The organism is Parasphingopyxis lamellibrachiae (assembly GCF_003385775.1).
Classification (GTDB): domain Bacteria; phylum Pseudomonadota; class Alphaproteobacteria; order Sphingomonadales; family Sphingomonadaceae; genus Parasphingopyxis; species Parasphingopyxis lamellibrachiae.
In genome coordinates, this window is record NZ_QRDP01000004.1 from 2,216,022 (window position 1) to 2,238,328 (window position 22,307).

Consider the following 22,307-nt stretch of genomic DNA (forward strand, 5'->3'; position numbering starts at 1 on the left):
TCCCGTCGGACTAGGAACGCCCAGCCATGCCGCCCGACCTTTCGCATATCGATCACTGGATCTTCGATCTCGATAACACGCTCTATCCCGCGAGCGCGAAACTGTTCGATCAGATCGATATGAAGATGGGTGACTATATCGCACGTCTGCTCGATGTTGATCGGGTTGAAGCGCGGCGCATTCAGAAACAGTTTTTCCATTCGCACGGCACAACCCTTTCGGGCCTGATGGAGAAACACGCCGTCGAACCCGGGCATTTCCTTGATTATGTGCACGATATCGATCTCGAGGTTATCGCGGAAGACCGGTTGTTGGTTAACGCCATTGGCGCGCTGCCCGGCCGGAAATTCGTGTTCACCAACGGCGATGCACCCTATGCCCGGCGGGTGCTCGACAGACTCGGTCTTGGTAAAAGCTTTGAGGCGATCCACGATATTGTTGCCTGCGATTATGTGCCGAAGCCCGAGCGGGCCAGCTATGAGGCGATGTGCCGCACATTTGAAATTAAGCCTGATCGTGCACTGTTTGTGGAAGACATGGCGCGCAATCTGAAGCCCGCAAAAGCCATGGGCATGGTAACGGTCTGGGTGAATAATGGTTCGGAAAGCGGCTCGCATGAAGCCGAATCGCATTATATCGATTATGAAATTGCCGCGGTGACGCCGTGGCTTGACTCAATAGTGGAGGCGGCATGACCAAGAAGCTCGAACGGATTATCGAAGAGGGCTGGAACAGGCGCGAGAGTGTCGACGCGAACACGGGCGGCGAATTGCGAGGGGCCGTGGATACGGCGATTGCGATGCTCGACAATGGCGAAGCGCGTGTTGCAACCCGCGCGGGCGCGGACTGGACTGTCCATCAATGGCTGAAAAAGGCCGTACTCCTGTCGTTTCGCCTCAACGACATGCAGCTGATCGAAGGATCGAACGGCGGCGGGCACTGGTGGGACAAGGTGCCCTCCAAATTTGCGGACTGGGATGCCGATGCGTTTCGCGCCGCCGGTTTTCGCGCGGTCCCCGGATCGATCGTCCGGCGCGGCGCGCATATCGGCAAAGATGTCGTCCTGATGCCGAGCTTTGTGAATATCGGTGCCCATGTCGGCAACGGAACGATGGTGGATACCTGGGCCTCGGTTGGCAGCTGCGCGCAAGTGGGCGAGCATTGCCATATTTCGGCTGGCGCCGGGATCGGCGGGGTGCTCGAACCGCTTCAGGCCAACCCTACGATTATCGAGGATAATTGCTTTATCGGCGCGCGATCGGAAGTCGTGGAAGGCGTGATCGTCGAAGAAGGCGCGGTGCTGGGCATGGGTGTCTTCATTACCGCCTCGACCAAGATTATCGACCGCTATACCGGCGAAGTCTTCACCGGCCGCGTCCCGGCCTACTCGGTAGTTGTTGCCGGATCGACACCCAATCGCGAAATGGTGGACGGCGCCGCTGCGCCAAGCCTTTATTGCGCGGTGATCATCAAAAGAGTGGACGAGAAAACGCGCTCGAAAACCAGTGTGAACGAGCTGCTGAGAGGTTGATTATCGGATTCTGTTATCCGTCAGACTCGACCCGTCGGTCGAGCGCCGCACCAGCCCTCTCCCCCACCCGGCTTCTCACGAGTGTATCCTGTTTGGGAGGTCGGGTGGGGGAGAGGGCTGGTGCGGCGAACTTTCGCCTGAAAGTTTCTGACAGACAAAGCGCCTGACCAAACAAACCTAACCGCCCAATGCGCCGGAGATCAGCGTTTCGGCGCGCTCTCCGGCCCAGTCCATGCCGCCGATGACGCGGAACAGCTCCGTGCCGTCCTTGTCATAGAGGATGGTGACCGGCAGCGTATCGAGGGCGAGCGCCTGCATCATCGCATTTTCCTCGTCGAGCCATTGTTCGAGATGCCGGAAATCATTCTCGGCGAAAAACGGACCGACCACGGCCGCGCCCTGCAAATCCTGGCTGAGCGTCAGCACTTTCAGCTGCCCGTCCACGCGCTCAGCAAGTGCGTCGAGCGCGGGCATCTCGCGGATACAGGGCGGGCACCATGTCGCCCACAGATTGACGAGCAGCGGCTGGCCCTCGAAATCGTTGAGGCGGATGGTCTGGCCCTCGGCATTGGAGAAAGCGAGGTCCGGGGCGGCCGTGCCGCGATATTCGACACTGACCCGGCCCATGGTTTCCGTTCCGCCATAGCTTTCGGCGCTGCCGCTTCCAGACATGACTTCTTGCGAGGCTTCGCCGCTTTGCCTATCGCAAGCGGCGAACAGAGGCGCAAATCCAAGGAGCAGGGCGATCAACACGCGCACGGGCAATTCCAATCAGATGTGGGGCGGGCGCTTCGCCGAAGGCCCGGCGTCTATCATGCGGGAGATAAATGCCTCCATCCCGTTCGACAAGCGCCTGTGGCGTCAGGATATCGCCGCGAGCCGCGCGCATGTCGCGATGCTCGGTGCGCAGGGTATTGTCGATGCCGCCGATGTGAAGGCGATTGACGAAGGGCTGCAGGTCATTGCCGCCGAATATGAAGCTGACGAGGTTCCCGAAGATCTCGATCTTGAAGACATTCACATGCATGTCGAGAATCGCCTTGCCGAGTTGATCGGCCCGGCGGCGGGGCGCCTTCACACGGCGCGCTCGCGCAACGATCAGGTGGCGACCGATTTCCGGCTCTGGGTCCGCGATGCGATCGATGCCGTTGATGCGGGGCTGGCCGCGTTCCAGGCGGCGCTTGTCGGCCGCGCTGAAGAGCATGCCGATACGGTTATGCCGGGCTTCACCCATCTTCAGTCGGCTCAGCCCGTCACGCTGGGCCATCACCTGATGGCCTATTATGAAATGGCCCGGCGGGATCGCAGCCGCTTTGCCGATGCGCGCACGCGGTTGAACGAAAGTCCATTGGGCAGCGCGGCGCTGGCCGGCACGGGGTTTGCGATCGATCGTGACGCCACCGCGGCGACGCTCGGGTTCAGCGGCCCTACGGCCAACTCGCTCGATGCCGTATCGGACCGCGATTTTGCGCTCGACTATCTGATGGCGGCAACGCAATGCTCGCTGCACCTGTCGCGGCTGGCGGAAGAAATGGTGATCTGGGCGAGCCAGCCATTCGGCTTCGTCACCCTGCCCGATGCCTATTCCACCGGTTCGTCGATCATGCCGCAAAAGCGCAATCCCGATGCCGCCGAACTGGTGCGCGGCCATGCGGGGCGGATCGCTGGCTGCATGACGGCGCTGGTGATGACGATGAAGGGCCTGCCTCTCGCCTATGCGAAAGACACGCAGGACGATAAGCCGCCGGTGTTCGAAGCGCATGACCTGCTCGCTCTCTCGCTGGCGGCGATGACCGGAATGGTAGAGACAATGGGTTTCGTGCCCGAACGGATGCGGGCGCTTGCCGAATCCGGCCATGCGACCGCAACCGATCTTGCCGACTGGCTGGTCCGCGAGATTGATGTCCCGTTCCGCGAAGCGCATCATATTGTCGGCAGCGCCGTCAAACTTGCCGAAGACAAGGGTCTGGGCCTGGCCGATCTGGCGCTCGCCGATTTGCAGGCGATTGACGTCCGAATCGATGCGAGCGTGTATGACGTTCTCACCGTGGATGCGTCGGTGGCCAGTCGGGTCAGCCATGGCGGCACCGCGCCAGACCAGGTTCGCGCCCGGGTCGCCGAGGCGAAGGCGGCATTGGAGAAGGGCGAATGAAGGCGCGAATTGCGATAGGTGTGGCAGGCGCTCTCCTGCTTGCGGCTTGCGGTGGCCGCGAACCGCTGCAACCGGCGCAGGGTGAAGGCATGCCGGTAACGCCCGCGATGGCGCAAAGCCAACCGACAACCGACGATCTTCTCGAACCGACAACGCAGCAACGGCCCGAACGCGTCGACGAGCTTTTGCGCCGTTCGCAGGAACGCGAAGACGATCCTTTCGACCTCCCACCGCCGGGTTGAGCCATGGACCATTTCGCAATCCGGGAAGGCCGCATGTTCGCCGAAGACGTGCCGATGGCGCATATCGCCGAAAAGGTAGGTACGCCCGTCTATGTTTATTCGCGCGCGACGCTCGAGCGTCATGCCCGCGTCTTTCGCGACGCGCTGTCGGCCTTGCCCAGCATCCATATCGCTTTTGCTATCAAGGCCAATCCGAACCTTGCTGTGCTGCGCGTACTGGCGCGCGAGGGTTTTGGCGGTGACATCGTCTCGATCGGCGAGATGAAGCGCGCGCTGGCTGCGGGTATGAAGGCTGCCGATATCGTTTTCTCCGGGGTCGGGAAAACCCGCGGCGATCTGCGCGATGCACTCGATGCCGGTGTTGGCCAGTTCAATATCGAGCTGGAGGAGGAGGGCGTCGCCCTTGCGGAAATCGCGAAAAGCATGGGCAAGACCGCAACCGCCGTTCTGCGCGTCAACCCGGATGTCGATGCCGGTACCCATGCCAAGATCTCGACCGGAAAGTCGGAGAACAAGTTTGGCGTGCCGATCGATCAGGCGCCGGACATGTTCGGGCGGCTTGCGGCGCTAGACGGGCTCGCGATGCGGGGGCTCGCACTCCACATCGGCAGTCAGATATTCGATCTCGATCCGATTGAACGCGCATATGTCAAGGTCGGCGCGCTTGCCATGCAGCTGCGCGGGGCAGGCTTCGTGATAGATCGCGTCGATCTCGGTGGCGGTCTCGGTGTGCCCTATGAACGTGGCAAGGTTCCGCCATCGCCAGCCATTTATGGTGAGATGGTCGCGCGGGTGACGAAGGGCTGGGACGTAACGCTCATGTTCGAGCCCGGGCGCGTTATCGCGGGCAATGCCGGCGTTCTGTTGACGCGTGTGATCTGGGTGAAGCCGGGTATCGTCCGCCCCTATGTTATCGTCGATGCGGCAATGAACGATCTGGCCCGGCCGGCCATGTATGATGCCTGGCACGATTTCGAGGCCGTTTTGCCATCGGGAGAGCGCGTGGTTGCCAATATTGCCGGCCCCGTGTGCGAGAGCGGCGATACCTTCGCCATGAACCGCGAGATCGATGCGGTGAAGTCGGGGGACCTTGCCGTGTTCCGCACCGCCGGGGCCTATGGCGCAACCATGGCCAGCACCTATAACAGCCGCGCCCTGGTGCCGGAGGTGATGGTCGATGGCGATAAATTTGCAATCGTGGCGGAGCGGGTTGTGCCGGAGAAGCTGATCGCCGCCGAGCAGGTACCGGATTTTTTGAAGGATTGAGAGTGATTCGCGCACCGTTTCAACTGCAATTTCGAAGGACAATCACATCATGAAGCCCGTTCGCAAAGCTGTTTTTCCCGTTGGCGGTCTCGGTACGCGGTTCCTGCCCGCCACCAAGGCAATCCCGAAGGAAATGCTGCCCGTCGTCGACAAGCCGCTGATCCAGTATGCTGTCGATGAGGCGCGCGAAGCCGGGATTGAGGAGATGATCTTCGTCACCGGGCGCGGAAAATCGGCGATCGAGGATCATTTCGATATCGCGCATGAGCTGGAAACGACGATGAATGCGCGCGGCAAGTCGCTGGCCGCTATCGAGGGAACGCGGTTCAGGCCGGGCGATGTTGCTTATGTGCGGCAGCAGGAACCGATCGGGCTTGGCCATGCGATCTGGTGCGCGCGATATATCGTCGGCGACGAACCTTTCGCAATCTTCCTGCCGGACGAGCTGATGATCGGTGAGCCGGGCTGCATGAAACAGATGGTCGATGCCTATGAAGAGCTGGGCGGCAATATCGTGTGCGGATATGAGGTGCCGGACGACCAGACGCACAATTATGGCGTAGTCGATCCGGGCGCCGAGAAAGGCCCGCTGGTCGAGGTGAAGGGGCTGGTCGAGAAACCTCCGCAAGGAACCGCGCCGTCCAACCTGATGATTCCGGGCCGCTACATACTTCAGCCGGAAGTCATGCGCGTCCTTGAGAATCAGGGGCGCGGTGCGGGCAACGAAATTCAGCTGACCGATGCGATGGCGCAGATGATCGGCGAACAGCCATTTCACGCCTATCGCTTTACCGGCCGCCGTTTCGATTGCGGCAGCAAGGCTGGCTTCATCAACGCCAATATCGCGCTCGCGCTCGACCATGAAGAGATGGCGGACGAGGTCAGGGCGTTTATCAAAACGCTATAGCTTGCCATCCCCTCGGCTTTGTCCCGGGCGCGCCTGTGCGGCGACCCCGCGCCGGGAAATTCCTGCAAACAAACCCTCTTCGCCCTCACAGGTTGGCCTGCTATAGCCGGGATATGCAGAGTCTACCGATTTTCGTCCGGCTCCAGAATCGTCCCGTCATCCTGATTGGCGAAGGCGAGGCTGCTGATGCGAAGCGCCTGATTCTGGAGCGAGCCGGTGCGGATATCTTCGGAGAGGACGGCGAGGCAGCACTGGCCGTAATAGCGCTCGAAGACGAAGATGAGGCAAAGGCCGCGGCCGCGCGATTGAAAGCGCGCAATATTCTCGTCAACGCGGTTGACCGGCCCGGCCTGTGCGATTTTACCCTGCCGGCGATCATAGATCGCGACCCTGTCATCGTTGCGATCGGCACGGGAGGTGCGTCCGCTGGCATGGCAAAAGCCATCCGGCAGCGGCTGGAGCAGCTCCTGCCGGCCCGACTCGGAGCTATCGCGCGCCGGCTCAAGGACAAACGGGCCGATATAAAGGCGAAATGGCCAGACGCTGCGGCGCGCAGGCGTGCAATCGATGCGGCACTGGACGAGGGCGGTGTGCTGGACCCGCTGGCCCCGCACGTGCCCCGCGATGTCGACAGCTGGATCGATGGCGATGATGGCGATCATCATGCCAGGCACGACCAGCTGGAGATCATCCAGCTTCGGTCGGCCGATCCCCATGACCTGACGATTGGCGAGACGCTTTTGCTGGGCCGCGCCGATACGCTTTATCTTGCGCCAGGAGTTCCCCAGACGATTTCCAATCGCGCCCGCGCCGATGCGCAGCGCGTATCCTGTGCCGAATTGCCGGAGGAGCCCGCACCAGGCCTTTCGGTGTTCGTGACGGTGACGCCGCTCGACTGACGTGCAGGCGGGTGGTTACGCTTCCAGTTCGACATCCCAGTAGAGCCAGTCGCGCCAGCTGTCGTGGAGATAGTTGGGCGGGAATTGCTTGCCATGCTGCTGCAGCTGCCAGGTGGTCGGGCGGTGAGGCGGCACAGTCAGGCTCATATTCGCCTGTTTGGGCGTACGCCCGCCTTTTTTGAGATTGCAGGGCGCGCAAGCCGTCGCGACATTCTGCCAGGTCGTCTTCCCGCCCAGCCGGCGAGGGACGACATGATCGAAGGTCAGGTCTTCCGGTCGGCCGCAATATTGGCAGGTGAAATGATCGCGCAGGAACAGGTTGAATCGGGTGAAGGCTGGATATTCGCTCGGCCGCACATATCGCTTGAGCGCGATCACGCTCGGGATCTTCATCGTCAGCGAGGCGCTGTGTACTTCGCGCTCGTAATTTTCGACAATGTTGACCCGGTCGAGAAACATCGCCTTGATCGCCGTTTGCCATGGCCACAAGCTCAAAGGGTAATAGGAAAGCGGCGTGTAATCGGCATTGAGCACTAGCGCCGGGCAGCTGTCCGGATGCCGGATCAGGTCAGGGTGATACATGGTCTTACGAAAACACCTCCGCTCTGCGAACCGCAGAACCGGAGTCCCTCGACCTGTCGCCACTCAGGACGAAAGAAACCGGCTCTCCGGCTCTTCCATCTGTTGTCACGCCTTTAGACAGATTAACGTGACGCGATGATGACAACACCAGTGGCGACTCACGGTCAAGAGCCGGTTTCAGGAAATTGCGGATGAGTGACGCCCTGACGACCCGCTTCGCGCCCAGTCCGACGGGCCTGCTTCATCTCGGCCATGGCTATTCGGCGCTCAGGGCGTTTGACTTGGCGCATCGCACTGCGGGCCGGTTTCTGCTGCGTTTTGAGGATATCGATGCCGGCCGTATCCGCGAAGAATATTATGCCGCGATCGAGACGGACCTGCACTGGCTCGGCATTACGTGGGCCGAGACGCCGCTCCGGCAATCTTCCCGTTTCCCGGCCTACCGGGCCGTGCTCGACAGGCTGAAGGACCGGGAACTGGTCTATCCCTGTTTCTGCACCCGCAAGGATATCGCTGCGGAAATTGCGGCAAGTGCGTCTGCGCCCCATGGCCCGGACGGCGCGCTTTATCCGGGAAGTTGCCGGACCATGGCGGGGGCCGAACGTGCGCGCCGCGTCATCACCGAGCCGCATGCATGGCGGATCGATATGGCCCGCGCCGCCGCGCTTGCCGGCCGGCTTTTCTGGACGGATGCCAAAGTGGGGCGTGTAGAGGCCAGACCCGAAATTCATGGTGATGTCGTGCTGGCGCGCAAGGATGTGCCGACATCCTATCATCTGGCCGTCACCGTCGACGATGCCGAGCAAGGGGTCACCGATATCGTGCGCGGCGAGGATTTGTTCGCGGCAACCCATGTCCACCGGCTGCTCCAGCACCTGCTTGAACTGCCGGTGCCGCGCTATCACCATCATGCGCTGATTGCCGACGAGCATGGCAAACGGCTGGCGAAACGCGACGATGCCCGCTCGCTCGCATCGCTGCAAAAGCGGGGGATTGGCCCGGCGGTCGTCAGAGACGCGCTGCGGCGAAATCCGCCGGACATCGCCCGGTTGATAGACACAGGCGAATAGGGTCATCGAATTATTGGGCTGGATTTACCGTGTCCGGGGCCTACATTGATCCCATGCAGATATTCCTCATCATTCTCCTGATCGCGGCCATGGGCGCGACCGTCTTCTTTCTCGTGCGCGGAATCGTCACATTCCTCAAAACGACGGAAGCGGATTTGACCGGTGACGGGCCCAACCGGTCCGGCATGGCGCAGAACAAGGCCATGCAGGGCCGCATCGTCATGCAGGCTGCTGCGGTTGTGATCGTCGTGCTGCTGCTCCTGTTGATGGGGCGGTGAAACAGGAACAACACCGTTCACCCTGAGCCTGTCGCAGGGTTGTTCGGTGTCCTGTTCGACTGAATGAATGTAGCAGGGCATCGACCGGCTCTGTAAAAGAAGGGGGCGCTGGCGATCCATGGTCAAACTCAACAAGATATACACGCGCACGGGCGACGATGGTCAGACAGGCCTTGTCGATGGCTCGCGTGTGTCGAAGGCCGATGCCCGCATGGCGGCGATCGGCGATGTCGACGAGACCAACAGCGCTATCGGTGTCGCGCTCTCGACCGATCTGTTCGACCCTTTCCGGACGATGCTTGGGCGGATCCAGAACGAGCTGTTCGACCTGGGCGCGGACCTCGCCACACCTGGCGACGATTTCGAGCCCTCGGAAATGGTGCTGCGGATCACGGCCGACCAGGTGGAGCGGCTGGAAGCGGAAATCGACGAGATGAACGAACGCCTGGCGCCGCTGACCAGCTTCATCCTTCCCGGCGGCGAAGCCGCGGCAGCCCAGGTGATGTTCGCCCGGGCGATCGTGCGGCGGGCCGAGCGGACCATAGTTGCGGCCTCGGAGGCGACATCGCTCAACCCACTGGCCATGGCTTATATCAATCGCCTGTCCGACCATCTGTTCGTCATGGCTCGGGCTATCAATGGCGGCGCCGATATCCTTTGGGAGCCCGGCGCAACCCGATGACGGACGACGCCAAATGAGCTCTTTCCGGATCACCATGTTCTTGATATGTTCTTTCTGTATAGAGGGCTGATGCCGGCGAGACAGGGTTTTCCGGCAACAAAATGAAAAACTTGTGCGTTAAGCACTTGTGGTGCGCAGGCGCGCGCCGTGGCCCAAATTTTGTGGCGAGTGTCAGTTGACCCATGCCATGCGAACAGGGATGCTTGGAGACGAATCATGGCAATGCGCGCACCTTCCCCACAGACGGCAGATAGCCTTGGCGCTCGTTTTGCCGAAGTCCGCGCGCTGACCGAAGCGCTTGCCGCACCGCTTTCCGATGCCGACGCGACCGTCCAGTCGATGGAAGATGCCTCTCCCGCAAAATGGCATCTGGCCCATACGAGCTGGTTTTTCGAAACCTTTATCCTGCGTGACCATGTCGATGGATATGCCTTGTTCGACGATGACTGGCCGTTCCTGTTCAACAGCTATTACGAGGCGGAGGGCGAGCGGCAGACTCGCGCCCGGCGCGGCATGATCACCCGGCCGACACTGGACGAGGTTAGCGCCTATCGCGCCCATGTCGATGCGGAGATTATTGCGGCTCTGCCGGATCTGGACGAAGCGCCGCGTGCTCTGCTGGAGCTTGGCCTCCATCATGAGCAGCAGCATCAGGAACTGCTCTTGATGGATATTCAGCATCTCTTCGCGCAAAATCCGCTTGAACCGGCAATGGTCAAGGCGAACCCGCCGGCGACGCGAGAGGCGCCTGGCGAACTGTGTTGGGTCAAAGGCCATGAGGGCGAGGCGGAAATTGGCTGCGATGGCACGGGATTCACGTTCGATTGCGAAGGGCCGCGGCACAAAGTCTATCTGAACCCCCATGCGCTTGCCGACCGGCTTGTCACCAACGGGGAATGGATCGCCTTCATCGAGGATGGCGGATATGAAGACCATACCCACTGGCTTTCCGAAGGCTGGGCCTGGGTGCAGGATAACGAGGTCGCCGCACCGCTCTACTGGCGCAGGCGTGATGATGGTCAATGGTACCGTTTCGGGCTTGCCGGCGCGCGGCCGATCGATCTTGCCGCACCCGTCTGCCATATCAGCTATTATGAGGCCGATGCCTTCGCCAGCTGGACCGGCTTTCGCCTGCCTACCGAAGCCGAATGGGAAGTGGCCGCCTCATCGCTCGATCATATGACCGGCAACCAGCTCGATTGCGCCGGCGACGTTCGGACCCAGCCTCTCGGCCCGGGCGAGGGGCTGCGCCAGATGTTCGGCGATGTCTGGGAATGGACGGGCAGCGCCTATGTGCCGCATCCGGGTTTCCGGGCGGCAGAGGGAGCGGTCGGCGAGTATAACGGCAAGTTCATGGTCGGCCAATATGTGCTGAAAGGAGCGAGCTGTACCACCCCGCGCGGCCATAGCCGGGCCAGTTATCGCAATTTCTTCTATCCGCATATGCGCTGGCAATATGCCGGATTGCGCCTCGCACGGGATCTGTAACATGGCCGACGGCCCGGACGAACCGGACATCATGACCGATAATGCAATTTCTGCGGGTGCCGATCCCGCCTTCCATGCCGATGTCCTTGCCGGGTTCCAGTCCCGCCCAAGGGCTATCCCGGCGCGCTGGTTTTACGATTTGCGCGGCTCCGAGCTGTTCGAACGGATCACCGATCTGCCCGAATATTATCCGACACGGGTCGAGCGCTCCATTCTGGGGGACAAGGCAAGCGAGATTGGCACTGCGGTCGGCACCAGCCGGGCGGTCGTCGAATTCGGATCGGGCTCTTCGGCCAAGACGCCGCTTCTCCTCGAGGCGATCGATCCGGCGGCTTATGTGCCGATCGATATATCGGGTGAGTTTCTGCGTGAATCCGCTGAGGCGCTGAGTGCCGATTTTCCGGGCCTCCCTGTCTATCCGGTCGAAGCCGATTTCACCCATCCGGTCCCGTTGCCTGTCGCCATTGCAGAGATGCCAAAGCTCGGTTTCTTTCCGGGTTCCACAATCGGCAACTTCATCCCGCCCTCCGCCGTCGATTTCCTCCGGGCGATGAAGGAGACGCTGGGTACGGGCGCAATGTTGCTTATCGGTATGGACCGGGTGAAGAGCGCGGACATGCTTGTGCCCGCCTATGACGATGCGGCCGGCGTGACCGGGGCTTTCAACCTGAACCTGCTCGAACGGATCAATCGTGAGTTGGCAGGCGATATCCCGATCGACGCCTTTCGGCACCGGGCAATCTGGAACGATATGTTGGCCCGGATCGAGATGCATATCGAGGCGGTGCGCGATGTCCGTTTTTCGGTTGCCGGGCAGGATTTTGCAATGGAGCGGGGCGAAACCGTTCACACTGAAAACAGCCATAAATATGGGCCGCGTGACGCGCGTATCCTGCTCCGCGCCGGTGGCTGGACAGTGACGCATGAATGGACCGATGCGGCGAATCAGTTTGCGCTGATCCTTGCTGAGGCCCAGCCTGAGCGAACGGCACCGTAAATTCCATCAGAATTTTCTTGTCAGGAAATCGCTGCACCAGCCCGCACCCTCGCCCGGCCTCCCATAGAATACACTGAGTGGGAGGCCGGGCGAGGGTGCGGGCTGGTGCGGCGCTCAACCGTCAGGATGAGTCTGACAAAAAGTTCTGAACACGCCTAGGGGTTAACCCATTCGACATTGGCCCGGTACACCGTGATCCAGTGTATGCTCCCCCGACAATTATTCATTTCGCGCCGTTCCGTCAGGCGGAACATCTCGCCGTCCCAGACAAAACTCTCGGCTGTGCCGCAATCTCCCAGTCCGCGTCCTTTTGCATAGGTGCTGAGCGTGCCTTCTTCCGGGTCCCAATAGGTGTTGACGAGGAACGGCATTTTCCGGTCCTCGCCCCAGCTGAAGACATGATCGAACCGGGCGGGCGTGAGGGTGCCATTTTGCCTGACAAAGGCGATGTCGCTGAAATTATATGCGCCCCGGCTGCAGCTAATCAGTACGAGGTCGGCGGTATCGGAAAGGACCACAGCCCTGTTGGACAAGGGATCCTCATCGCCATAATCGCATTCGACTGCCGGACGCAGCGCCGCGCGTTCGGACTCTGATAGCCCGCCTGCGGTGTCTTCAGCACGCGCGGCAACGGGCATGGCCGCAATTGTCGGGATGGCGGGTGGTTCGGGAATGGTTGAGGCCGGCTCGTCACCGACCATCGCCGACGCGGTGACGGTGCCAGCCCGCCCCTGAATATCTTCGATATAAAGCAGCGCGGCGCGCGATCCATTCAGCGAAACCGCGCCCAGCGACGCGCCTGCCTCGTCGAACAATTCCGCCGTTTGCCCCTGCGCGATGCGGTAGAGCAGGTTTTGCGCGATGGCCGGATCGAAATGGAACAGCTCATCGCCCTCGGATCGTTCGGCAATCGCGACTTGCCCGCCGTCAATTTGCAGCGCGATGCGATCGCCCTCAATCTCTTCCATGGCCCGCAGCCCGACCCGGTTATAGCCGTCGGCTCCTCCGGCCCGGCGGACTGTCAGCGAAATACCGTCGCCTATGCTCCAGTCTTCGGCCGCCAGCGACAGGGCTTCGCAGGTCCAGCCATTGTCGCAGCCTACCGCCCAATCGCCGAAATTGCGCTCTTGCCCGATTGTTGGATCGGGGGTCGCGATTGCGGCGGCGAGAAAGGTGAAGAAAGCTATGGTCATGGCTTTCTGTCTAGCCTCACAGACCATGGCGCGATAGTGACCACCGTCACAGCAGGAAAGGATAGTCATGCAGGCAGTTGGCGTTATCGGGGCGGGACAAATGGGCGCGGGCATCGCGCAGGTTTCGGCGCAGGCCGGCTATCGGGTGCTGTTGTCCGATGTCAGTCAGGATGTTGCGGAAAAGGCCAAGCAGGGCATCGCCCGGCAGCTCGACCGGCTGGTCGAGAAGGAAAAGATCGAAGCCCAGGCGCGCGATGTCGCGCTGGAACGTATCGAGCCGGTTGGCGATTTCGCACCGATGGCAAGTGCTGGCCTCATCATCGAAGCGGCAACCGAGCGCGAGGATATCAAGCGCCAGATTTTCGAAGCTGTCGGCAAGATTCTTGGTCACAAGGCCGTGCTCGCCTCCAACACCTCATCGATTTCGATCACTAGGCTGGCCCAGGCTTCGCCCGATCCACAGCGCTTTATCGGCGTGCATTTCTTCAATCCCGTACCGCTGATGGGATTGATCGAAGTAATCCGCGGCCTTGCGACCATCGACGCCACGGTCGATCTGGTCGAAAAATATGCAACCGCGCTCGGCAAACGCACCGTCCACGCCAATGACGCGCCCGGCTTTATCGTCAACCGTGTGCTGATGCCGATGCTCAACGAGGCGGCCTTCGCGCTCGGCGAGGGCGTTGCGGGTATCGAGGATATCGACGCGGCCTGTCAGCTCGGTCTCAACCATCCGATGGGGCCGCTGACGCTTGCGGACTTTATCGGTCTCGACACCTGTCTGCACATCACCAATGTGCTCTATGCGGGCACCGGCGATCCCAAATTCCGGGCCGCGCCGCTGCTCGTCAAATATGTCGAGGCCGGCTGGCTGGGGCGCAAGGCGGGCAAGGGCTTTTACGATTATTCGGGCGATACGCCCAGGCCGACGCGGTAGGGGAGCCCGATCATGGCTGGCGAGATACGCGATTTCGAAATCGGCATAGATCAGACGGAGTTGGACGATCTCAAAAACCGCCTGGCCAATGCCCGCTTCCCCGAAAAGGAAACGGTCGACGACTGGGATCAGGGCATTCCGCTCGCCTATGTGCGGGAGCTAACCGACTATTGGCGCGACAGTTATGACTGGCGGCGCTGCGAGGCGGCGCTCAACGCCCACCCGAACCACCTGATCGAGATTGACGGCGTCGATATCCATTTTCTCCATATCCGCTCGCCGGAAGCCGGCGCACGGCCGCTGCTCCTCAGCCATGGCTGGCCGGGCTCGGTGCTGGAATTCATGGATGCGATCGGGCCGCTCAGCGATCCCGTGGCCCATGGCGGCAGGGCGGAGGACGCCTTTCATCTCGTGATTCCCTCGCTGCCGGGATACGGTTTTTCCGGCAAGCCCGCCGAAACCGGCTGGTCGGTGGAGAAGATCGCCGAGAGCTGGCACGAGCTCATGACCGCGCTCGGCTATGACGCCTGGTATGCGCAGGGCGGCGACTGGGGGGCGATGGTGACATCGGCGATCGGCGCCCAGAACAAGGGAGGCTGCAAGGGCATTCACCTCAACATGCTGGTTGCCGCCCCGCCGCCCGAGGTGATGCAGAGCCCTACGGACGTGGAAAAGGCCGCCATGGCGCGGTTGGCGCTGTACCGCGAAAAGGGCGGCGGATATTCCGCGCAGCAACGCACCAAGCCGCAGACTCTCGGCTATGCACTGGCCGATTCTCCCACCGGCCAGATGGCGTGGATCGTCGAGAAGTTCCACCAATGGTCGGACTGCGATGGCCATCCGGAAAACGTCTTCAGCCGCGATCATCTGCTCGACAATGTGATGCTTTACTGGCTCAACAATGCCGGGGCCTCGTCCGCCCGGCTCTATTGGCACAGCTTTGCGCAGCCCGATCTCTCTCCGGTGACCATTCCGAGCGGATACAGCCTGTTCCCGCATGAGATCATGCGCGGATCGCGGCGCTGGGCGGAATCGCGTTTCACCGATCTTGTCTATTGGAACAGCTGCGAACGCGGCGGGCATTTCGCGGCGATGGAGCGGCCCGCGCTTTTCATCGACGAAGTCCGCGCCTGTTTCCGCCAGATGACGCTGTAGCGGTTGCGCTTTACTTTGCCGCCCTTGCGCCTTTAGGCAGTCCCGCATGACCGACGATCATTCCCCAGACCCGGCCCAGCTCGCCAAAGCCGAAACGCTTGTCGAGGCCTTGCCCTATCTGCAGCGCTTTGCCGGGGCGACTTTTGTCGTCAAATATGGCGGTCACGCGATGGGCGACGCCAAGGCGGCCCGCGAATTTGCCGAGGATGTGGTGCTCCTCAAAGCGGTCGGCATCAATCCGGTCGTCGTGCATGGCGGCGGGCCGCAGATCGGTGCGATGCTCAAGAAACTGGGCGTCGAGAGCGAATTTGTCGACGGGCTTCGGGTTACCGATGCCGAGACCGCACAGATTGCAGAGATGGTCCTGTCGGGCGCGATCAACAAGGAATTGGTCAGCTGGATCGGCCAGGCCGGCGGCCGGGCGATCGGCATTTCGGGCAAGGATGGCGGCTTTGTCCGTGCGGAAAAGGTGAAGCGCACGGTCCGCGATCCGGAAAGCCTCATCGAGAGGGTGGTGGACCTCGGTTTTGTCGGCGAGCCGGCAACGATCGACCGTTCGGTCCTCGATACGATCTCCAACTCCGGTATGATCCCCGTCGTCGCCCCGGTCGGCGTCGATGCGGTCGGCCAGACCTATAATATCAATGCCGATACCATGGCGGGTGCCGTGGCCAGCGCGATGGATGCAGCGCGCCTGTTCCTGCTTACCGATGTCGCTGGAGTGCTGGACAAGAAGGGCGTGCTTCTGACCGATCTGTCTCCGGCCATGATCGCCGAACTCCGGTCGGACGGCACGGTTTCGGGAGGGATGATTCCCAAGCTGGAAACCTGCGTATCCGCCGTGAAGGGGGGCGTCGAGGCAGCGGTCGTGCTCGATGGGCGTATCCCGCATGCGATGCTGCTGGAGATCTTCACGCGCCAGGGTGCGGGCACAATGATCCGGGCAGGCTAGACCGCGGGCAGGCTGGAGGTCGGCGAGCCCGCGCAAGCGTGAGCTCGCCGCTCATCGAAAGATTGGCGTCAATGGTGGATGGCCGCATTGAACCGCGCCTTACCAGTCGCTAGATGCGTCAGACAGCTCCCGAGGAGTATTGCTCATGGTTCCCGCCTTGCTTGGCGTCATAATCCTGCTGATCAACATCCTGATCTGGATCATCATAATCCAGGCGATTTTCAGCTGGCTTGTCGCGTTTAACGTGATCAACACCTATAATAATGGCGTTCGCCAGTTTCTTAATCTGCTCGACCGGGTAACCGCGCCTTTGTACAGGCCGGTGCGGGCCATCATGCCCGATTTCGGTGGAATAGATTTCTCGCCGATCGTCGTCATCCTGTTGCTGCATCTGCTCGCCCGCTTCCTGATGAGCGTGCAACTGCAATCCGTAACCCTGTAATAGTGAGAACCGCGCATGACGGCTGAGATCATCGACGGCAAGGCTTTCGCAGCAGATTTGCGCGCGCGCGTCGCCGAACATGTCCCGGCTTTTGTGAAGGCCTCTGGTCGCAAGCCCGGCCTTGCGGTGGTTCTGGTTGGCGATGATCCGGCGAGCCAGGTCTATGTCGGGTCCAAGGGCAAGGCGACGGTCGCGGCGGGCATGGAGAGTTTCGAGCATATTCTTCCCGCATCGACGCCCCAGGATGATCTGAACGCGCTCATCGCGCGGCTCAACGCCGACGACAGTGTCGACGGCATTTTGGTGCAACTACCCCTGCCCGACGGGCTGGACGAGGCAGCTGCGGTGGCGGCTATCGATCCCGCGAAGGATGTCGATGGTCTGACCGACGCCAATGTTGCCCGGCTCGCCAATAATGAGGTGGGCCTGGTTCCGTGCACGCCGTTCGGCTGCATGATGCTTCTCAATGACCGGCTGGGTGAGCTTGCAGGGCTTGATGCGGTCGTCGTCGGTCGGTCGCAGCTCGTTGGCAGGCCGATGGCGCAGTTGCTGATCAACGCGAATTGCACGGTGACAGTTGCCCATAGCCGCACGCGCAATCTTCCCGCCATTGTCCACAACGCCGATATCGTCGTTGCGGCCGTGGGCCGTGCCGAAATGGTGAAGGGCGACTGGCTGAAGCCCGGCGCAGTCGTGATCGATGTCGGGATCAACCGGCTTGCCCCGACCGAAAAGGGCAAAAAAGGCCAGCTGGTTGGCGATGTCGCCTTTGGGGAGGCCGATCATGTCAAGGCGATCACACCTGTACCCGGCGGGGTCGGGCCGATGACGATTGCCGTGCTGCTGCGCAATACGCTGGTCGCGGCCCATGCCCGGGCGGGCCTTGCTCCACCGGACGGGCTGTGAGCGCACTCGCCGCCCTGCTGCTCCTGACATCGCCCGTCGAAGGTGCAATTTCTGCGGAACGCGCCTTTGCCGAAGCCGCGCAAACCGAAGGGCAATGGACCGCCTTTCGCTCTTATGCAGCCGATGATGCCGTCATGTTCGTACCGCGTGAGACAAATGCGCATGAATTCTTGGAAGGCCGCGAAGACCCGATTGTCGCGGTAATGTGGTGGCCCGCCGAAAGCTATATATCCTGCGATGGCACGACGGCGGTCAATTCCGGTCCCTGGGTGCAGCCGCGTTCGCGCGGCTATTTTACTACCGTCTGGCAGCGCCAGGACGATGGCAGCTGGCGCTGGCTTCTCGATCATGGCAGCGGGCTCGCCGAGCCGCGCCCCGCCGGGGAAGTGCCTTCCGTCCGCCGGGCGGTCTGTCCCGAAACGCCGCTTGTCGTGGAAGAGGTTGCCGCACCGGACGGCGCGGTCGATTACGGCCGGCATCACTCGCCCGACGGCACATTGATCTGGAGCTGGGAGGTGCGCGAAGATGGCGCGCGCCGTTTCGAGGCGCTTCTCTATAATGGCACTGGCTATGATCATGTCATTACCAATGATATTGCCGCTCAGACGCCATGATTGAACTTTTCATTTCCGCGCTGATCACTTTTTTCGTGGTCATCGATCCGCCCGGCTGCGCCCCGATTTTCGCCAGTCTGACGACCGGGGCCTCGGCTGCCGAGCGGCGGTCACAGGCCATTCGCGCGATCGTTATCGCGACCCTGATTCTCGTCTTTTTCGCACTGTTCGGAGAAGATCTTCTCGGGGCATTGGGGATCACTCTGGATGCTTTCCGCATCGCCGGCGGCATCATGCTGTTCCTGATCGCGTTCGAAATGGTGTTCGAAAAGCGCACCCAGCGGCGCGAGGACAGGGCCCAGAAAATCATCGGGACGCCGGAAGTCGAAGATGTTTCGGCTTTCCCGATGGCCATGCCGATGATCGCAGGTCCCGGTACGATCGCGTCCGTCATGCTGCTCGAAGCGCGCAGCAGCGGGGTCGAGGAATCGCTTGTCGTGCTGGCTGCGCTGGGCGTCATCCTGCTGCTCACGCTGGTCGCCCTATTGGCGGCCGGGCCGCTTATGCGGCTGCTCGGTCAGCGAATCGAAGCGGTGATCACCCGTCTGTTGGGCGTCATCCTGGCCGCGCTGGCCGCGCAGTTCGTGATTAACGGGCTGGTCGGTGCATTCGGGATCAGCGTACCCGCCACAACCTGAACGGGGAGTTTGCAGGAAGCGCTACCGGTTCGAGCCAGTCTGGCGGGGCACCGCGGTTCAGCCGGGCAAAGCTGCTGTCAGGGTCATTCGCACCATAATGCCCCTCGCCGGACATGCCCGGGCACAGCAGTACATAGCCGACATCGTAGCGCGCTACCGTTTCGCGAAGCCGCGCCATGTTTCCGCGAAAGCCATGGAACACATCCAGTATCGCTTCGCCATTGCGATGATAGGGGCCGGCAATACCCCGGTGATGGGTCATCACGATCAGGCGCGGTGCAAGGTCGATCGGCGTCAGGATCGTCGACGGAGGCAGGCCTGCAATCGGGGCCAGCCCGGCAGCGGATGAGCATTTCGGCATATCGCCGGCACCCGCCGAGATATCCGCGACATCTTCCTCGGTCTCTTCGGGAAAAGCTATGAGCGGGATCACCGCCCACAGGCCGGTCATCAGCGCGACGGCGGCGACCGACCCGCCGACCCGCGGCAGTATCTGTGCCGATGCGCGCCAGCGCGGGAGCAGCCAGGCGCCCAGTATCGTAGCGCCCGGAATGGCGAGGAGTTGGGCCGCTGGCGCCGTCCGTACCTGCCAGAAGAGCAGGATAAAGCTTGCAAATGCGAGGGCCGCAAGGGCGATCAACGGCTCCAGTCTCTCGTGCTTGCGCCAGCTCTGCGCAATGCCAAGCGCATATCCGGCGAGCCCCGAAAGCGGCAACGCAACGATCAGCAGCGCCTTGCGCCAACTCTGCCGATAGAGGGGGCGGGCCTCTTGAACATTGTCGAGCCACAGGGCCTGCAGCTCGGCGCTGACACCTTCTGGCCGGCCAAGGCAGTCGGGCCATATAAGGGCAAAGCCGAGGGCAAGCACGCCGCCGGCGATGGCGCCAATGCCCAGCCTCGCGCGCCAGTCTCCCAAAGGCAGAATGGCGAGCAGCACCAGCAATGCACCAGCTGCGACAATAGCCGACAGCCAGACCGGCGATAGCGCATCGCAAACGGGCGCGCGATTGGCGTTGGAAGCAAAGAGTGCAAAGCCAAAGGCCGCACCTCCGGCCAGCGACGCGCCATAGCGGGAAATCCGTACCTTCTCGGCCCGGTCGCGGACCCAGAACAGCGCCGTCGCCGCGCCGATAAGGGCGAGAAAGGCCAGCATCTCGAGGCCGATGGTGAGCGAAAGCGCGCTGGCGATCCCGCTTGTCACGCCGCCGCGGGCGCGCTTCGGATCGACAAGGCCCGCCAGTGCGACCGCCAGCATCGCAAGTTGCCATCCATGATGATCGATCCTCAGCGGCATCCACATTGGCATCAATATGCCCGCGCAGAGCGTCGCGAGCAGAGCCAGTGGCCAGGCGATGGGGGCGACGATGCGGCGCGCGATCAGGGCAATAGCGAACAGGCCGATGGCAAAGGGCAGGAGCGGCGCCAGCGCGACAGCCCAGCGTTCGGCAGCCGCCGTCCCGATCAGCGGGTCGAGCAGCAGGATCAGGCCGGCAATCGGCAGGTCCGGCAGGTGCGACCAGTGAATATCCGCGCCGACAGGCGGCGCAAGCCGATACTGGATCAGATCGTACCAGGGCTGTCCGCCGAGCAGCGCGCGTACTTGGGCCATCCGCAAATTGTCATCGGTATCGCCCAGTGCCAGCGCTTCGATAGCGGGCAGTTGCGCAAATATCATAAGCAGCGCGATCGCAAGCCAGATAGCGAGCGTTCCGCTTTTCCAGCGATCTTTCAGCCAGATATTGTCCGAAAGCTCAGTCATTCGTTCCCCGTTTGGCCGCTTAGCCTATAAGCAAAAAAGATTAACCATCTTGTCTTATGGCGCATTCGCATGTTGATGAAAGCTGTGTTCCGTTCAAAAGATCTTCGTCGACAGCTCATCCGCTATGCGATCAGCGGTGGCGGGCTGACGCTTTTCTACTCGGCGATCTATTGGATCGCGGCTGTCCCGGTGGGGATCAATCCGCTGATCGCCAATTGCATTGCCTTTGCGGTTACGGTCGTCCTCGGCTTTGTCGTTCATTCGCGCTGGAGCTTTGCCGGCCATGGTAGGCGCGACCGGCCGGTCCGCTCGTCGCTGATCTTCCTGCTCGTCAATCTGGCCGGCTTTGCCCTGAACAGTTTCTGGGTCTGGGCGATCGCCGTCTATTGGAGCCTTTCCCCATCGCTGCCCCTGCTGCCAATTATCTTCATCACGCCCTGGGTAAGCTTCTACCTCAATCGGCGCTGGACCTTCGGCGACTAGGCCTGCGGCGCCAGCCTGGCCCAGGGTTCAACCGGGCGCGCGATGGCGTCCGCCAGCTGCCCGGCAAACCGCCAAAAGGCCAAGGTTGCAATGGCCGAGACAATTCCGTCGAGCGCATAGTGCCAGCCGAGATAGACCGATCCGACCCAGATCAGCACTGCATAGCCGATCATCGCAAAGCCGACCCAGCGGTGTATGTGGAAGGCAGCAATAGCGAATAGCACCGACAGGCCGTTATGGACGGACGGCATGGCCGAAATCCCGCCGCCGATCACAATTCCGTCGGCACCCCGCGCACCCAGCAATGCGGACATATTGTTGAGCGCCTGAACATGGCCACCTTGGCTTTGAAGGACCGCGTCATGCTCCCGCAGCACGGCCATCATGTCGGCATAGCTTTGGTGCGACCCGACGAGATCGTTGAAGAAACAGGGCCCTGCCGAAGGGAGAAGAAACGCCATAACGCTGCCAAGCCCGATCCAGACAAAAATATAGCTGAACAGATATTGTGTGCGCAGGCGATAGCTTTTCGCGCCGAGAAAAGCGCAGATAATCACGCCTACAGACATTGGCAGGAACCAGGCATGATAGGATGTGTCGATGAACTGCGTGGCTGCTGGCGAACCGAACAGGTTGTGGAAGAAAGCCCAGCCATCCTGCCCGAAGAACAGCCACTGATCCGCCTCGGCGAGCCACCCGTCATGAGTAAAGGGTTGCGTCGCCAGAATCTTTTGCTTGAAGGCGTTGAAGGCTGTGAGCAGCATCGCAAAAAGCAGAGGCGGCCAGAAGGTTCGGGTGAGCCGGTTCTCTTCCCATTGCACACGGAACCAACTCAGTATCACCATGGCCGGCGACGGAGCTTCCTGGCCGTCTCGCGGCCGGTTGCGCCAGAGCAGAATAGCCAGTCCGAATACGCCGATGGCGAACCACAGCGAAAAGCCTGCGAGCAGATAGTTGCGGAACAGCGCGAAGAAGCTTTGGGTCGGCACATCGCCGTTGCCGAGGACCAGGACAAAGAAAAAACCCGTTACGAGAAAACCCCAAAGGGCAGCGCGTGCTTCGCGAAAGTCCGTCATTGGCTCGCCCATGAAATTTCGATGCGTTTCATGGGTGATCGCAGGAAGGTTTAAACTT

The 22,307-nt window shown here is 61.5% G+C and carries 25 protein-coding genes; 20 read left to right on the forward strand and 5 right to left on the reverse strand.

Annotation, left to right across the window (positions count from 1 at the left end; genetic code table 11):
- The first annotated feature begins 26 nt into the window (after nt 1–26).
- Together DFR46_RS11080 and dapD are read left to right on the forward strand one after the other, a co-directional pair.
- Nucleotides 27–695 carry a pyrimidine 5'-nucleotidase gene (locus DFR46_RS11080; protein ID WP_116236496.1) on the forward strand — a complete coding sequence of 223 codons (669 nt, stop codon included), beginning with the start codon at nt 27–29 and terminating at the stop codon, nt 693–695.
- A complete protein-coding gene (gene dapD, locus DFR46_RS11085; RefSeq protein ID WP_116236497.1) occupies nt 692–1,531 on the forward strand; it encodes a 2,3,4,5-tetrahydropyridine-2,6-dicarboxylate N-succinyltransferase in 840 nt (279 codons plus the stop codon). The genes DFR46_RS11080 and dapD overlap by 4 nt, the downstream gene beginning before the upstream one ends.
- 177 nt (nt 1,532–1,708) lie before the next feature.
- Here dapD and DFR46_RS11090 read toward each other — a convergent pair whose 3' ends face one another.
- Nucleotides 1,709–2,290, reverse strand: coding sequence for a TlpA family protein disulfide reductase (locus DFR46_RS11090; protein ID WP_245953828.1), 582 nt, complete (start codon nt 2,288–2,290; stop codon nt 1,709–1,711).
- A 16-nt stretch (nt 2,291–2,306) separates the two neighbouring features.
- Between DFR46_RS11090 and argH the strand changes: the two genes are divergently transcribed.
- The 5 genes from argH to DFR46_RS11115 all read left to right on the forward strand — a co-directional run bounded on the left by argH (nt 2,307) and on the right by DFR46_RS11115 (nt 6,997).
- On the forward strand, nt 2,307–3,683 hold the full coding sequence (gene argH, locus DFR46_RS11095; protein WP_116236499.1) for an argininosuccinate lyase: 1,377 nt from the start codon (nt 2,307–2,309) through the stop codon (nt 3,681–3,683).
- Nucleotides 3,680–3,925: a hypothetical protein gene (locus DFR46_RS11100; protein WP_116236500.1), complete on the forward strand. Its 246-nt coding sequence runs from the start codon at nt 3,680–3,682 to the stop codon at nt 3,923–3,925. The genes argH and DFR46_RS11100 overlap by 4 nt, the downstream gene beginning before the upstream one ends.
- A 3-nt stretch (nt 3,926–3,928) precedes the next feature.
- The gene (gene lysA / locus DFR46_RS11105) at nt 3,929–5,191 is read left to right on the forward strand and encodes a diaminopimelate decarboxylase (protein ID WP_116236501.1); all 1,263 of its coding nucleotides are present in this window, start codon (nt 3,929–3,931) and stop codon (nt 5,189–5,191) included.
- A 49-nt stretch (nt 5,192–5,240) separates the two neighbouring features.
- A complete protein-coding gene (galU, locus tag DFR46_RS11110) occupies nt 5,241–6,098 on the forward strand; it encodes a UTP--glucose-1-phosphate uridylyltransferase GalU (RefSeq protein ID WP_116236502.1) in 858 nt (285 codons plus the stop codon).
- A gap of 113 nt (nt 6,099–6,211) precedes the next feature.
- Nucleotides 6,212–6,997 (forward strand): precorrin-2 dehydrogenase/sirohydrochlorin ferrochelatase family protein, encoded by a 786-nt coding sequence (locus tag DFR46_RS11115; protein WP_116237304.1) that lies wholly within the window; start codon nt 6,212–6,214, stop codon nt 6,995–6,997.
- Between the two features lie 15 nt (nt 6,998–7,012).
- Here DFR46_RS11115 and DFR46_RS11120 read toward each other — a convergent pair whose 3' ends face one another.
- A complete protein-coding gene (locus DFR46_RS11120) occupies nt 7,013–7,579 on the reverse strand; it encodes an HNH endonuclease (protein WP_116236503.1) in 567 nt (188 codons plus the stop codon).
- A 191-nt stretch (nt 7,580–7,770) separates the two neighbouring features.
- Here DFR46_RS11120 and gluQRS point away from each other — a divergent pair, with 191 nt between their 5' ends.
- The 5 genes from gluQRS (at nt 7,771) to egtD (ending at nt 12,094) form a co-directional block, all read left to right on the forward strand.
- Nucleotides 7,771–8,649 carry a tRNA glutamyl-Q(34) synthetase GluQRS gene (gene gluQRS, locus DFR46_RS11125; protein WP_116236504.1) on the forward strand — a complete coding sequence of 293 codons (879 nt, stop codon included), beginning with the start codon at nt 7,771–7,773 and terminating at the stop codon, nt 8,647–8,649.
- 29 nt (nt 8,650–8,678) lie between these two features.
- Nucleotides 8,679–8,927 (forward strand): twin transmembrane helix small protein, encoded by a 249-nt coding sequence (locus DFR46_RS11130; RefSeq protein ID WP_425453132.1) that lies wholly within the window; start codon nt 8,679–8,681, stop codon nt 8,925–8,927.
- A gap of 118 nt (nt 8,928–9,045) precedes the next feature.
- The gene (locus DFR46_RS11135; protein ID WP_116236506.1) at nt 9,046–9,609 is read left to right on the forward strand and encodes a cob(I)yrinic acid a,c-diamide adenosyltransferase; all 564 of its coding nucleotides are present in this window, start codon (nt 9,046–9,048) and stop codon (nt 9,607–9,609) included.
- A gap of 216 nt (nt 9,610–9,825) precedes the next feature.
- On the forward strand, nt 9,826–11,097 hold the full coding sequence (egtB, locus tag DFR46_RS11140; protein ID WP_116236507.1) for an ergothioneine biosynthesis protein EgtB: 1,272 nt from the start codon (nt 9,826–9,828) through the stop codon (nt 11,095–11,097).
- A 1-nt stretch (nt 11,098) separates the two neighbouring features.
- A complete protein-coding gene (gene egtD, locus DFR46_RS11145) occupies nt 11,099–12,094 on the forward strand; it encodes an L-histidine N(alpha)-methyltransferase (protein WP_211306420.1) in 996 nt (331 codons plus the stop codon).
- A 155-nt stretch (nt 12,095–12,249) separates the two neighbouring features.
- Here egtD and DFR46_RS11150 read toward each other — a convergent pair whose 3' ends face one another.
- Nucleotides 12,250–13,287, reverse strand: a complete 1,038-nt coding sequence (locus DFR46_RS11150) for a DUF1176 domain-containing protein (RefSeq protein ID WP_162843467.1) — start codon at nt 13,285–13,287, stop codon at nt 12,250–12,252.
- Nucleotides 13,288–13,354: 67 nt separating this feature from the next.
- On the opposite strand from DFR46_RS11150, the gene DFR46_RS11155 reads away from it, so the two are divergent.
- The 7 genes from DFR46_RS11155 (at nt 13,355) to DFR46_RS11185 (ending at nt 18,931) form a co-directional block, all read left to right on the forward strand.
- Nucleotides 13,355–14,224, forward strand: a complete 870-nt coding sequence (locus tag DFR46_RS11155; RefSeq protein ID WP_116236508.1) for a 3-hydroxyacyl-CoA dehydrogenase NAD-binding domain-containing protein — start codon at nt 13,355–13,357, stop codon at nt 14,222–14,224.
- 12 nt (nt 14,225–14,236) lie between these two features.
- Complete coding sequence (locus tag DFR46_RS11160; protein WP_116236509.1) at nt 14,237–15,379, forward strand: epoxide hydrolase family protein; 1,143 nt, start codon at nt 14,237–14,239, stop codon at nt 15,377–15,379.
- A 46-nt stretch (nt 15,380–15,425) separates the two neighbouring features.
- Nucleotides 15,426–16,331 carry an acetylglutamate kinase gene (gene argB / locus DFR46_RS11165; RefSeq protein ID WP_116236510.1) on the forward strand — a complete coding sequence of 302 codons (906 nt, stop codon included), beginning with the start codon at nt 15,426–15,428 and terminating at the stop codon, nt 16,329–16,331.
- A 145-nt stretch (nt 16,332–16,476) separates the two neighbouring features.
- Entirely contained in the window at nt 16,477–16,773 is a 297-nt protein-coding gene (locus tag DFR46_RS11170) for a YggT family protein (protein ID WP_116236511.1), read from the forward strand.
- Between the two features lie 15 nt (nt 16,774–16,788).
- Nucleotides 16,789–17,679 carry a bifunctional methylenetetrahydrofolate dehydrogenase/methenyltetrahydrofolate cyclohydrolase FolD gene (folD, locus tag DFR46_RS11175; RefSeq protein ID WP_116236512.1) on the forward strand — a complete coding sequence of 297 codons (891 nt, stop codon included), beginning with the start codon at nt 16,789–16,791 and terminating at the stop codon, nt 17,677–17,679.
- The gene (locus DFR46_RS11180) at nt 17,676–18,293 is read left to right on the forward strand and encodes a YybH family protein (protein ID WP_116236513.1); all 618 of its coding nucleotides are present in this window, start codon (nt 17,676–17,678) and stop codon (nt 18,291–18,293) included. Before folD ends, DFR46_RS11180 begins: the two co-directional genes overlap by 4 nt.
- A complete protein-coding gene (locus tag DFR46_RS11185) occupies nt 18,290–18,931 on the forward strand; it encodes a MarC family protein (protein WP_116236514.1) in 642 nt (213 codons plus the stop codon). Before DFR46_RS11180 ends, DFR46_RS11185 begins: the two co-directional genes overlap by 4 nt.
- Here DFR46_RS11185 and DFR46_RS11190 read toward each other — a convergent pair.
- Nucleotides 18,909–20,690: an AcrB/AcrD/AcrF family protein gene (locus tag DFR46_RS11190; RefSeq protein ID WP_116236515.1), complete on the reverse strand. Its 1,782-nt coding sequence runs from the start codon at nt 20,688–20,690 to the stop codon at nt 18,909–18,911. The genes DFR46_RS11185 and DFR46_RS11190 overlap by 23 nt on opposite strands.
- 69 nt (nt 20,691–20,759) lie before the next feature.
- On the opposite strand from DFR46_RS11190, the gene DFR46_RS11195 reads away from it, so the two are divergent.
- Complete coding sequence (locus DFR46_RS11195) at nt 20,760–21,173, forward strand: GtrA family protein (RefSeq protein ID WP_116236516.1); 414 nt, start codon at nt 20,760–20,762, stop codon at nt 21,171–21,173.
- Here DFR46_RS11195 and DFR46_RS11200 read toward each other — a convergent pair.
- Nucleotides 21,170–22,249 carry a phosphatase PAP2 family protein gene (locus DFR46_RS11200; protein WP_162843468.1) on the reverse strand — a complete coding sequence of 360 codons (1,080 nt, stop codon included), beginning with the start codon at nt 22,247–22,249 and terminating at the stop codon, nt 21,170–21,172. The genes DFR46_RS11195 and DFR46_RS11200 overlap by 4 nt on opposite strands.
- Nucleotides 22,250–22,307: the final 58 nt, after the last annotated feature.